General features: G+C 66.6%; 13 protein-coding genes and 1 tRNA gene. 13 read left to right on the top strand and 1 reads right to left on the bottom strand.

All coding sequences use genetic code 11. The features are described from left to right. Positions 1–175: 175 nt before the first annotated feature. The 3 genes from K6142_RS06305 to K6142_RS06295 all read left to right on the top strand — a co-directional run bounded on the left by K6142_RS06305 (position 176) and on the right by K6142_RS06295 (position 1,787). The gene (locus K6142_RS06305) at positions 176–682 is read left to right on the top strand and encodes a HyaD/HybD family hydrogenase maturation endopeptidase (protein WP_190245237.1); all 507 of its coding nucleotides are present in this window, start codon (positions 176–178) and stop codon (positions 680–682) included. A gap of 62 nt (positions 683–744) precedes the next feature. Continuing rightward, positions 745–996: a HypC/HybG/HupF family hydrogenase formation chaperone gene (locus tag K6142_RS06300; protein ID WP_012611419.1), complete on the top strand. Its 252-nt coding sequence runs from the start codon at positions 745–747 to the stop codon at positions 994–996. A gap of 146 nt (positions 997–1,142) precedes the next feature. After that, a complete protein-coding gene (locus tag K6142_RS06295; protein ID WP_190245238.1) occupies positions 1,143–1,787 on the top strand; it encodes an arylesterase in 645 nt (214 codons plus the stop codon). An 87-nt stretch (positions 1,788–1,874) separates the two neighbouring features. Here the strand turns inward: K6142_RS06295 and K6142_RS06290 are convergent, their stop codons facing one another. After that, positions 1,875–2,078: a hypothetical protein gene (locus K6142_RS06290; protein ID WP_263284232.1), complete on the bottom strand. Its 204-nt coding sequence runs from the start codon at positions 2,076–2,078 to the stop codon at positions 1,875–1,877. A gap of 201 nt (positions 2,079–2,279) precedes the next feature. Here K6142_RS06290 and ileS point away from each other — a divergent pair, with 201 nt between their 5' ends. From ileS to K6142_RS06240, 10 genes are all read left to right on the top strand, one after another. Next, entirely contained in the window at positions 2,280–5,096 is a 2,817-nt protein-coding gene (ileS, locus tag K6142_RS06285; protein ID WP_190245239.1) for an isoleucine--tRNA ligase, read from the top strand. Positions 5,097–5,285: 189 nt separating this feature from the next. Beyond that, a complete protein-coding gene (gene lspA, locus K6142_RS06280; protein ID WP_190245240.1) occupies positions 5,286–5,786 on the top strand; it encodes a signal peptidase II in 501 nt (166 codons plus the stop codon). A gap of 45 nt (positions 5,787–5,831) precedes the next feature. Further along, a complete protein-coding gene (locus K6142_RS06275) occupies positions 5,832–6,026 on the top strand; it encodes a PLD nuclease N-terminal domain-containing protein (protein WP_167124277.1) in 195 nt (64 codons plus the stop codon). A 97-nt stretch (positions 6,027–6,123) separates the two neighbouring features. Continuing rightward, on the top strand, positions 6,124–7,125 hold the full coding sequence (ybgF, locus tag K6142_RS06270) for a tol-pal system protein YbgF (protein ID WP_190245241.1): 1,002 nt from the start codon (positions 6,124–6,126) through the stop codon (positions 7,123–7,125). Positions 7,126–7,158: 33 nt separating this feature from the next. Further along, positions 7,159–7,602, top strand: a complete 444-nt coding sequence (locus tag K6142_RS06265; RefSeq protein ID WP_012611413.1) for an NIL domain-containing protein — start codon at positions 7,159–7,161, stop codon at positions 7,600–7,602. Between the two features lie 528 nt (positions 7,603–8,130). After that, complete coding sequence (locus tag K6142_RS06260; RefSeq protein WP_190245242.1) at positions 8,131–8,877, top strand: protein phosphatase CheZ; 747 nt, start codon at positions 8,131–8,133, stop codon at positions 8,875–8,877. 298 nt (positions 8,878–9,175) lie between these two features. Beyond that, positions 9,176–10,132, top strand: coding sequence for an NAD(P)/FAD-dependent oxidoreductase (locus K6142_RS06255; RefSeq protein ID WP_190245243.1), 957 nt, complete (start codon positions 9,176–9,178; stop codon positions 10,130–10,132). 120 nt (positions 10,133–10,252) lie between these two features. Then, positions 10,253–10,328 (top strand) — tRNA-Ile (locus K6142_RS06250). Between the two features lie 190 nt (positions 10,329–10,518). Beyond that, positions 10,519–11,553: a Nif3-like dinuclear metal center hexameric protein gene (locus K6142_RS06245; protein WP_190245244.1), complete on the top strand. Its 1,035-nt coding sequence runs from the start codon at positions 10,519–10,521 to the stop codon at positions 11,551–11,553. An 18-nt stretch (positions 11,554–11,571) separates the two neighbouring features. Beyond that, positions 11,572–12,321, top strand: coding sequence for a zinc ribbon domain-containing protein (locus K6142_RS06240; protein WP_012611409.1), 750 nt, complete (start codon positions 11,572–11,574; stop codon positions 12,319–12,321). Positions 12,322–12,330: the final 9 nt, after the last annotated feature.

Below are 12,330 nucleotides of genomic sequence, written 5' to 3'. Positions count from 1 at the left end.
TCGACGCGGCGTGCCCGCGCCGGTTGCAAACCGGACGCGCACCGTTTTCGTTTTTCACCAACCGGATCAGCGCCCCACGCAGGCCGCCTGCGCAACCTCGCAAAACGGCACATCGCCGTCATATCGAGGTTCCGGCCTTGCGCCGGGCCTTTTCCAACCCTATAGTACACCCCACATGAGCAATCGCCCCAACATCCTCGTCCTTGGCGTGGGCAACATCCTGTACACCGACGAAGGCATCGGCGTGCGCGCCGTGGAGGCGCTGCAAAAGGCCCATGCCTTCAGCGACAACGTCTCCGTCATGGATGGCGGCACGCTGGGCATGCGGCTCATGGACGCCATCATGGAGTGCGACCACCTGATCGTGGTGGACGCCGTGCTTGCAGGGGACGAACCCGGCGCCATCTACCGCCTGACCGGCGAAGACCTGCGCAAGAGCCTCGGCTTCAACGACTCCATGCACCAGACCGACCTCGTGGACACCCTGATCTTCTGCGAACTGGTGGGCAAACGGCCAGAAGCGGTGATCATCGGCATGGAGCCGCACGACTACCAGTCGCTGGGCACCGAACTTTCCCCCGTGGCAGGCCAGCGCCTGCCACTGCTGTGCGATGCCGTGGTCGCCGAGGTACGCCGCGCGGGCGGCGACTGCGCCCCGACCGACAACGGACACCCCGCCTGAGCGATCAGGCCGTACAACCCGCCTGAAACGATCAGGCTGGCCAAACCGACGGAGCAGACCCGATGTGCCTCGCCATTCCCGCCGAGATCGTGGAAATCAATGATGCCGGCATGGCCAAGTGCCGTGTGGGCAAGAGCGAAACCTACCTCAACGTCTCGGCCATGCTGCTGCCCGAACGCCCCGCCATCGGCGAATACGTCATAGTGCACGCCGGGTTTGCCCTGCGCGTGCTGGACAAGGCAGAGGCAGAGGAAACCCTGCGACTGCTGCGCGAAATGTCCGAGGCCGTGGAAGGCCAGCCCGCCGGGTTCTGATCCGCGCCGGGTTTGCGCGGTACGCAGCCCGTAGCCGGACACACGAAATCATGGGGAAGAACACCGCGCCCGGCGCATGTTCTTCCCCCTTCCCTTTTTCCGACCTGCGGCCCATCCCACCAGGCCGGAACGCCCCGGAGGCAAACATGCCCCAGCCCCTTACCCTGCTGGCCCTTGGCGACAGCCTGACCGAAGGTTATGGCCTGGAGCCTGACGCCGCCTTTCCCGCCGCGCTGGAACGGCTGCTGCGCGCGGGCGGCCCGGCGGCACCCGCCCATGACGCCACGGTGATCAACCTGGGCCTTTCGGGCGACACCACGGCGGGCGGCCTTCGCCGCCTGCGCGCGTGGCTGGCGCGCAACCCCGGCTTCGCCAACGGCGCCGACGCCGCCGACAATGACGCGGGAATGGCCCCGCGCTGCTTCGCCATTGTCGAACTGGGCGCCAACGACGGCTTCATGGGGCTGGACCCGCAGGACATGGAAGAAAACCTGGCCGCCATCCTGACCCTGCTGGCCGAACGGGGCGTGCCCGCGCTGCTGGCCGGGTTCAGGGCCGAATTCGCGGACGATCCGGACTATGCCGAAGCATACGACGCGCTGTTCCCGCGCCTGGCCGCGCGGTTCGGCGTGCCCTTGTGGCCTTACGTGCTGGACGGCATCTGGGGCGTGCCGGACCTGACCCTGTGGGACGGCCTGCACCCCAACGCCGCCGGGGCGGAACGCATGGCCCGCGCAGCCCTGCCGTACATGCTGGATATGCTCGACGGGGCGGAAACCGGCGGCAAGTGACGGGCGCGACGCCACCCCCGGGCCCAACACGCCGGATCGAATACACCGGGCCGGACACGGCAGCTCGAATGCATCGAGTCTGACTCGTCAGGCCGGACAGGCGGATACGCCGGATAGGCCGAACAGGCAGGACGGGTCGAACACGCCGGACGGGTCGAACAGGCCGGACTGGCCGAACAGGCCGGACTGGCCGAACAGGCCGGACTGGCCGAACACGCCGGACTGGCCGAACAGGCCGGGTCGAACACATGGGGCCGAGCTCTTTGGCCTCCGGCAAGCACTGCCGGTCACGCACGCCGCCCCCCTCCCCCCGCCGTCCCAGTACCCGTGCGGGCCGCGCGCGGCTTGACTTCCGCACCTTCTTGAACCAATTACATCGTTTTGCATCACCCGGCGATGCGCGCCCCGCGCGCCGTCCCCCCCGCCGGGCGCGGCCATGCGCCGCCGGCCGGACCTTCCGGCATGCCGACACCCCCCAGGAGCAGCACGTCCATGAGCGACTACAAGAAGACCCTGCATCTGCCCGACACCAAATTTCCCATGAAGGCCAACCTCACCCAGCGCGAGCCGGAAATGCTCAAGTTCTGGGAAGGCATCGACGCCTACGCCGCCATGGCGCAGGCCTCCGGCCAGAAGGGCCAGTACGTCCTGCACGACGGCCCCCCTTACGCCAACGGGCACATTCACCTGGGGACGGCGCTGAACAAGATCCTGAAGGACATGGTGGTCAAGTCGCGCAACATGCAGGGCTACGCCGCCCGCTACGTGCCCGGCTGGGACTGTCACGGCCTGCCCATCGAACACAAGGTGGAACAGGAACTGGGCGAAAAGAAAAAGGAACTGCCCGCCCACGTGGTGCGCAAGCGCTGCCGCCAGTACGCGGAAAAGTACCTGGACATCCAGCGCAAGGAATTCAAGCGCCTTGGCGTGCTGGGTGCCTGGGACAAGCCGTACATGACCATGGACCCGGCCTACGAATCCGCCACCGCGCGCGAGCTCGGCAACTTCGTGGCCGCTGGCAACGTGGTGCGCAGCAAGAAGCCCATCTACTGGTGCTGCTCGTGCCAGACCGCCCTGGCCGAGGCCGAGGTGGAATACTACGACCACACCTCGCCCTCCATCTTCGTGCGCTTTCCCCTGCGCGACGCCAAGGTGGCGGACGTACTGAACGTGGATCCGGCCAGCGCCTACATCGTCATCTGGACCACCACCCCGTGGACCCTGCCCGACAACATGGCCGTGGCCGTGCACCCCGACCATGACTACGCCGTGGTCCGCCACGACGGCGCGCACTACGTGCTGGCCGCCGCGCTGGTGGAAAGCAGCGCCAAGACCTTCGGCTGGGAAAACTGCGAAGTGGTGTCCACCGTGCCGGGGGCGAAGCTGGAAGGCCTTGTCGCCACGCACCCCTTCTACGACCGCCCCTCTCCGGTGGTGCTGGCCGACTACGTGGTGCTCGATTCCGGCACCGGCTGCGTGCACACCGCGCCCGGCCATGGCCGCGAGGACTACGAGACCGGCCTGCGCTACGGGCTGGAAATCCTTTCGCCGCTGAACGACGAAGGCCGCTTCCTCGATTCCGTGCCCTTCTTTGCCGGGCTGACCGTGTTCGAGGCCAACCCCAAGGTCATCGAAAAGCTGCGCGAAGTGGGCAACCTGCTGGCCGAACGCAAGATTTCGCACAGCTACCCGCACTGCTGGCGCTGCAAGAAGCCGGTCATCTTCCGGGCCACCACCCAGTGGTTCATCGCCATGGAAAAGAACGACCTGCGCGCCCGCGCCCTGTCTGCCATCCGCAAGGACGTGCGCTGGATTCCCGCCTGGGGCGAGGAACGCATTCACAACATGATCGAATTCCGCCCCGACTGGTGCATCTCGCGCCAGCGCACCTGGGGCGTGCCCATCATCGCCCTGCTCTGCGAAGGCTGCGGCGAGGCGTGGAACGACGCCGCCTGGATGCGCGACATCGCCGAGCGTTTCGCCAAGCACCCCACCGGCTGCGACTACTGGTACGAAACGGCGCTGGAAGACATCGTGCCCGCCGGTCTTGCCTGCCCGCACTGCGGCGGCAACCACTGGAAGAAGGAAACCGACATCCTGGACGTGTGGTTCGATTCCGGCACCAGCTTCTCCGCCGTGCTGGAACAGCGCGGCGACACCGCGTTCCCGGCGGACCTGTACCTGGAAGGCTCGGACCAGCATCGCGGCTGGTTCCACAGTTCGCTGCTGGCCTCCATGGGCACGCGCGGCGTGCCGCCCTACCGCGCCGTGCTCACCCACGGCTACGTGGTGGACGGTGAAGGCCGCAAGATGTCCAAGTCCATCGGCAACGTCATCGCCCCGCAGGAGATCATCGACAAGTACGGCGCGGAAATCCTGCGCCTGTGGGTGGCCTCCGTCGATTACCGCGAAGACATCCGCATCTCGGACGAAATCCTGAGTCGCCTTGTGGACGCCTACCGGCGCATCCGCAACACCTGCCGCTACCTGCTGGGCAACATCGACGACCTCACGCCCGAGGAAATCGTGCCCTTCTCGGTCATGGACCCGCTGGACCGCTACGCGCTGGACATCGTCACCGACGCCCACGCGCGCATCCAGGAAGCGTATTCCGAATTCGAGTTCCACAAGGTGTTCCACACCCTGCACAACCTGTGCGTGACCGACCTCAGCGCCTTCTACCTCGACGTGCTGAAGGACCGCCTGTACGCCTCGGCCAAGGACAGCCCGGAACGCCGCTCGGCCCAGACGGCCCTCTTGCACATCCTGCTGGTGCTGGTGCGCGACATGGCCCCGGTGCTCAGCTTCACGGCGGAGGAAGTGTTCCGGCACATCCCCGAGGCGCTGCGCCCCGCCGCGGCCACGGTGTTCGCCCTGCGCGGCTCGGATACGCCGCTGTACAACGTCAGCTCCGACGAGAGCGAACGGTGGGAGGCGGTGCTGGCCGTGCGGTCCGAGGTGACCAAGGCCATCGAGCCGCTGCGCAAGGCGGGCACGGTGGGTCACTCGCTGGATACCCACGTGACCCTGTACGCCGACCACAAGCTGGCCGACCTGCTGCGCGCCACCGGCACCGACCTGCGCGCGGTGTTCATCGTCTCCAAGCTGAACATCGCCCCGCTGGAAGACGCCCCGCAGGACGCCTTTGCCTCCGAAGAAGTCAAGGGCCTGCGCATCGGCGTGGCCAAGGCCCCCGGCGCCAAATGCGAACGCTGCTGGATCTACCACGAGGAACTGGGCGCCGATCCCGGCTACCCCGGCGCCTGCGCCCGCTGCACCACGGTGCTGCGCACCAGCGGCGCCGAATAACCGCGACGGCGGCAACAGCGTCGACGACAGCGACGCCAGCGACAACAGCGGCAACAGCGGCAACAGCGGCAACAGCGGCAACAGCGGCAACAGCGGCAACAGCGGCAACAGGCCCGATAATATTCCCCTGCCCGGCGGTACGCAACGTGCCGCCGGGCAGGGCATGCGCCCAAAGTCCCAAGAGGCCCCATGCGTCCCAGATTCGTCACGGTCTTCTCCATCGCCGCCGCCGTCATCGGCCTGGATCAGCTCACCAAGCTGTGGGCGGTGACGGCCATCCCCGAGCACCATTCGGTGCCGGTCATCGCCGGGTTCTTCGACCTGGTGAACGTGCGCAACCGGGGGGCGGCCTTCGGCTTTCTGAACCGTTCCGACATCGAATGGCAGTTCTGGCTGTTCCTGGTGGCCACGGTGCTTGCCGTATGGGCCATCATTTCGCTTACCCGCGCCGCGCAGGAAGACAAGGTGCTGTTCACCGGGTTCGGCTGCATTCTCGGCGGCGCCCTCGGCAACCTCGTGGACCGGGTGCGCTTTCGTGCTGTGATCGACTTTCTGGATTTCTACGTGGGCGACTGGCACTGGCCCGCCTTCAACGTGGCGGACATCGCCATCTGCGTGGGCGCGTTCCTGGCCTTCATCGCCATGTACCGACAGCCCGCGCCAGGCAACGGCACCCCAAAGGCCCGCTAGGCCGCCGAGCCAGTCAAGCCAGTCAAGCCCGCCAAAAAGGACACCATGAATACGGCCCTGCTCATCCCCCTGCTTGCCATTCCCATCTTGCCCAACCTGTGGTGCATCTGGCATTCTTACAAGCACGAGTTCGACCGCCCGGCAGAAAAGGCCCTGTGGATGGCGGCCGGGATATTCCTTCCCGTGCTCGGCGGCCTTGCCTATCTTGTCTTCGGCCAGCGGCGAGCCCGCAAGGCCTGACGGCAGGCCCGGCCCACGCCCGAACGCACGGCATGACCCGGTCCGGGCACCGAACCCTTACGCCAAGCAAAGAGAACCGAAAGGCGGACCAAAAGCCATGAAGACCCGCATTCTTTCCCGTCGTTTCCTTCCCGTGTGCTCCCTGGCCGCGCTGGTGGCCCTTGTCGGCTGCGTGCGCCAGGAAGACGTGGACGCCCTGAACGCCCGCGTCATGCGCCAGGACCAGCAGATCCAGACGCTGAACTCGCAGCTTTCCGGCGTGCAGCCCGCGCAGGCGGACACCTGGTCGCAGGTGCAGTCCACCCGGCAGGAAATCGCCACCCTGCGCGGCCAGATCGACGACATGCAGATGCGCCTGAACGCCACCGGCGACCAGAGCCGCGACCTGCCCCAGATGCGCGATCAGCTGAACCGCCACGATATCGCCCTGCGGCAGATGGCCTCGCAACTGGCCATCGACCTCGACAGCGTGCTGGCCGCCCCCGCCCCCGCGGGCGCAGCCGGTGCAGCGTCGGCCACCGGCACGACCCACGCGGGCGATCCCAATGCCCCGGTCCTGCTTGTAAACCCCGGCAAGGAGAACGGCTTTGTCGTCGCGCCATCGAGCCAGCCCAGCGGGCCGGTCACGGTGCCCCCGGCGCAAAGCGGCACCATGGCCGTGACCAACGCGGAACCCGCCAAGGGCGCACCCGCACCCGCCGCCAAGCCTGCCGCCGCAGCCGTGGATACGGCCCAGGCGCTGTACGACCAGGGCATGACGGCGTTCAACGAGCGGCGCTACAAGGATTCCGTGAAGGCGTTCACCGATTTCACCAACACCTTCGGGGACCACAAGCTGACCAGCAATGCGTGGTTCTGGCAGGGTGAGGCCAACTTCCAGCAGCAGGACTTCGCCCGCTCGGCGCTGGCGTACGAACAGGTCATCTCCAAGTACCCCAAGAGCCCCAAGTACGCCTCGTCGCTGCTCAAGCAGGGCATCTGCTTCTACAAGCTCGGCAAGAAGGACGCCGGCAAGGTGCGTCTGGAGGAGCTGATCAAGAAGCTGCCCGATTCGCCCGAAGCGCAGCGCGCCAAGAAGTTCCTGAGCGAGAACAAATAATCCGAGTACCCGGTGCTCCGGCCCGGAAACAGCATGACCGAACAACAGACCAAGCCTTACCGCAAGAACATCCATCTCACGTTCCCGCCCGAAATCTCGGGCAAGCCCATCGTGAGCGACCTGGTGCGCCGGTACGACCTTACCGTCAACATCCTGAAGGCCCAGATCACCCCGCGCAAGGAAGGCTACCTGACCCTGGAAATTTCCGGGGGCGAGGACAACTGTCTGAAGGGCATCGCCTACCTGCGTGAGCAGGACGTGACCGTAACCGACGTCTCGCAGCGCATCTCGCGTGACGAGGACAGCTGCATGCACTGTGGCATGTGCACCGCCATCTGTCCCACTTCGGCCCTGGCCATGGATATCGAGGCGCGGGTCGTGGTGTTCGACAAGGACCGCTGCACCGCATGCGGCCTGTGCACGCGCGTGTGCCCCGTGGGGGCCATGAACGTTGAAGTGGAGAACGGCGGCCTGTAGCCGCCAGCGTGGCTCCGGCCCTGCCCGTGCAGATGTTGCCTGACCAGGCGCTGCCCGGCCAGACCGTGCCCGACCAGACCCTGACGGGCACAACGGTCCACTCGCCTGCCATATACTGACACACCCCGGCGGGGCGTGCGCGACATGTTCCGCGCACGCCCCGCCTTGCTGTCGGGCCCGCTGCGTGCTCCCCTCTTTCGGCATGCGGCGAAAGGCTGCCTGTTCCGACGTTTTCCGCTTTTCCCACGGTCCACTATCTGCTAGGTTCGCCAATGCGGACATCCGCCCCTGAAACGGACGTTCCGATTCAGTCCGGTCAGGCTCGCCCCGGTCTGGCTCGCACCCTGTCGGGCAAGTCCAGTAAACGGCCTCGCATCCGCCCCGGGGCACGGCCTGCGTCCGGCAGACGCATACCCTGGGCAGCCCCAAACCAGCCACCCCGGGGCCAGGCCCCCGGACCAGCCCCCCCGGGCCGCGTCAACCGCAGGCCGCACGGCTTGGCGCACACACCACCAGCAGGAGCGCATCATGGTCACGCAGGAAGAATTGCTCGACAACGTGATGGAACGCGTGACGAACAACCTCGTCGTCAACATCCGCGACGTGCTTGCAGCCACCATTGAACGGGAACTCACCACCAATCTCACCCGTGCACTGGTGGAAAGCGAATTCTACCGCCGCATCAGCGACGACATGCGCGGGGGCCTGCAAACCATCTACCGCGAAATATCCACCGCCGCGAAGCCCGGCGCGCAGGAAGCCCCGGAAGGCACGCTCCCCGTGCAGCGCGAGGATGCCGACCGGCTGTTCAACGAGGCTTCGCGCCAACTGGACGAAATCCTGGTCACCACGCAGGAAGCCACTGAATCGATCATGGACGTGGTCGAGGTGCAGATCGAACGCCAGAAGGAAGCAGCAGTGCTGATCGAGGCCGTCCGCGCCGGAGCGGGAGTGGAACGCGCCCTTGAACGCCTGGTGCAGATCAACGCCGAACTGGGCGAGGGGCTTGTGGAAATCCTGACCACCCTCGGCTTCCAGGACCTGACCGGCCAGCGCATCAAGAAGATCATCACGGCCCTGCGCACCATCGAAAGCACCGTGGTGGAACTCTACCTGTCCACCGGCCTGCTGATACGCGCACGCGAGGAAGCCCCGGAAAAGGACATCTCGCAGATCGAGGCGGAAACCCGCCAGGTGGTCTCCGAACTGAAGGGCCCGCAGCGCGGCGCCTCGCAGGAAAACGTGGACGACCTGCTGGCCCAATTGGGACTGTAGGAATCACAAGGCCTGCCGGGAGCCTGCCGGGAACCTGGCGGGAAGCGGACGAGATGTGGACGAGATGTGGACGAGATGAGGGTGGAAAGCGGACGGCATGCGCGCCGGACCTGTCCGGCACCACGCATGCCCCCTGCCTCACCTCCCCCCCTTGCCAGCCACTTCGGATTGCCTACTTTCTGGTTCGGCGCGCCATGCGCGGGCGACACCCCGTTCTCCCGCAGTACCGCGCGCCCAGCCGGAAACACGCAACAGACGCACGGCGTTACCGCCAGCGCCTTTCCTTACGGAGATGCCCATGTCCGAATCCACGTCCGCTTCCGCCAACGCCCCGCTGGTAATCATCGGCTCCGGCCCCGCCGGGCTTTCCGCCGCCATCTACACCGCCCGCGCGGGCATTCCCACGCTGGTGCTGGGCAGCGCCCCCAAGGTGGCGGGCGACTATGACATCGACAACTACTTCGGCTTCGACGAAACCATCTCCGGGCGCGACCTCATCGAACGGGGCCGCAGGCAGGCCGAACGCTTCGGCGCGCAACTGCGCGAGGAACGCGTGCTGGCCGTGCACCATGGCGATGCTGGCGGCTTCCACGTCAAGACCGACAAGGGCGCCTACGATGCCTGCGCGGTGGTGCTGGCCACCGGGGTTGCCCGCGTGCGCCCCGGCATCGACAACCTGGGCGACTACGAGGGCAAGGGCGTGTCCTACTGCGTGAGCTGCGACGGATTCTTCTATCGCGGCAAGCAGGTGCTGGTGCTGGGCGAAGGCATCTTCGCGGCCAACCAGGCCCTGGAACTGACCCAGTACACCCCGCACGTGTCCATCTGCACCCAGGGCAAGGAACCCGTGCTCACCCCCGACTTCCGGCAACGCCTGGCCGACGCGGGCATCGCCATCGACACCCGCAAGATCGCGCGACTGGCCGGTATCAACGGGCTTGAGGGCGTGGTGTTCGCCGACGGCACGGAAGCGGTTGCCGACGGCCTGTTCGTGGCCATGGGCGAGGCGTCGTCCCTCGATTTCGCCTACTCCCTGGGCGTGGAACGCAAGGGCGTGTTCCTGGTGGCCGACGGCGAACAGTGCACCAACATCCCCGGCATTTTCGCGGCGGGCGACTGCACCGGCGGTTTTCTGCAAATCGGCGTGGCCGTGGGCGAAGGGGCCAAGGCGGCCCGTTCGGCCATCGCCTTTGCCAAGGAACAGTGCGGCATGAAGAAGCGGAGTGAAGAGGGCGGCGTGAAGAAGGCCGGGTAGGTGCCGATGACATTGCTGGGCGCGGCATGGTCTGCTTGACAGCCGCCACGCCCAGGCGTATCAGATTCGGCTCACCGGTCAGCATTCCGGGCATGGTGCCGGGCCGCTCCGGTTACGTGCGGGCCTATAGCTCAATTGGCAGAGCCCCCGGCTCATAACCGGTTTGTTGCGTGTTCGAGTCACGCTAGGCCCACCAAATTTTCCCGGGCAGGCGCTTGCGCCGCCCCGGCACCGGGCACCGCCAGTGCCCCCTGCCGCGCAACAGAGCAACGGGACAGGAACGCGGACATTGGAGCAGCACCAATTCCGGAACCACACCTTGCCGCTTCGAGGGTGCTTGCGCCGCGCAAATCCGGCGAAGCACCCTCTTTGCTTGGGAAATTTGCATGAAACGCTCTGAAATAATTAGCGTTATTGAAAAAACGGCACTTCCGGCATCCGCCGCCCAGTGGGACAGGTCGGGCATCCAGGTGGCCGGGCACGACGCACAGGCCGCGGCCCTCGCCGTCTGCCTCGACCCCACCCCCGCCGCCGTCGCCGCCGCGCTTGACCTTGGCGCCGACGTCATCCTTTCCCACCACCCGCTGGTCATGGCGCCCCGCGCGCTGGACACGCTGGACGACCACCACGCCGTGGCTGCCGCCGTATTGGCGCGCGGTGCGTGGCTGTACGCCGCGCACACCTCGCTGGACGCCAATCCCGACGGCCCCGTGGGCTGGCTGGCCCGAGAGCTTTCGCTGGACGCCCCCGAAGTGCTGGAACCCACCCTGCGCCAGGAACGGCTGACCCGGTGCATCGTGGCGGCCACAACGCCCGCGCCGCACTGGGCCAACCTGCCCGGCGTGCTGGCATGCCGGGTGCTGGGCAACACCGCCGTGCTCAGTTGCGAGGCCGCCGACTGGCCCGCCATCCGCGCGGCCATCACGTCAGACGCCCCGCAGGGCGCCGCGCCCGCCTTCCTGCCCGCCGAGCCGGAACTGCCCGCGCGGGTCTTCGGCTTCGGCCTGGTGGGCGACCTGCCCGAACCGCTCGAATTTCCGGCCTTTGTCCGGCGCCTGCACGGCCTTGCCGGGCGCGCCCACTGCCACGTCAGCGGCCCCGCCCCCGCCATGGTGCGGCGGGTGGGCTACTGCACCGGTTCCGGCAGTTCACTGGCCGATACAGCCTTTGCCCGTGGCGCCGACGTGTTCGTCACCGGCGACGTGAAGTACCACACCGCGCTCGAAGCCCGTGGCTGCCTGCTCGACGTGGGGCACTTTGCCCTTGAAGAGGAAATGATGCGCCGCTTCGCCAACGGCCTGCGCACCGCGCTGCCCGGCCTGCCCGTGCATTTCCTGCCATCCAGCGATCCACTGCGGCTGCACCTGCCCGTTCCCCCCACGGGCACGGACGGCGGCCGCGTTCCGGAACATCCGGCCTAACCCGCATTTCAGGAGGATATGACGTTGAGCCTGTATCTCAAGCAGATCGAACAGCTTGTCGCCCTGCAGAAGGTGGACGACCACATCTACGGCATCAAGGCGGAACTGAAGAACGCGCCGCAGGAAGTGGAAGGGCTGCAACAGCGCTTCGACGTCCTCGAGGAACAGCGCAACCGCCTCCTCGACAAGCTCACCCACCTGAAGGAGCAGGAAAAGCGCCTCGGCACCGAAATCGAGGACGATTCCCTGCGCATCAAGAAGAGCAAGTCCAAGCTCATGCTCGTGGGTAACACCAAGGAATACCACGCCATGATGCGCGAAATGGACAACATGGAAAAGATGAACCGCTCGCGCGAGGAAGAAAAGCTGGCCCTGGCCGAAGAGTTGCAACGCCAGACCGAGGCCATGACGGAGATGGACGAGCGCTACACCACCCTCAAGGCCGACCTGGAAGCCAAGAAGGCCAGCCTTGAAGCGCGCCTGACCGAAGCCGGCGCGGGCCTGGCAGATCTGGAATCGCAGCGCAACGCCGCAGGCAAGGAAGTGCCCCCGCCCGTGCTGAGCCGCTACGAATTCATCCGCCAGCGGCTGGAAAACCCGGTCATCGTGCCCGTGGACAAGGGCGTGTGCTCCGGCTGCCACATCTCCATCCCGCCGCAGAGCTACATCGAGTTGCAGAAGGGCACCCAGATCCTCAGCTGCCCCAACTGCCAGCGCCTCATCTACTGGAGCGAACACTTCTGCGTGGAAACCCCGGCCGCCGAATAGGCCGGACCA

It is taken from the genome of Nitratidesulfovibrio sp. SRB-5 (assembly GCF_019931275.1).
In the GTDB taxonomy this organism is placed as follows: Bacteria; Desulfobacterota; Desulfovibrionia; order Desulfovibrionales; family Desulfovibrionaceae; genus Cupidesulfovibrio.
The sequence above is the reverse complement of the archived record's forward strand: the minus strand, read 5'-3'. Positions and strand labels throughout refer to the sequence as shown.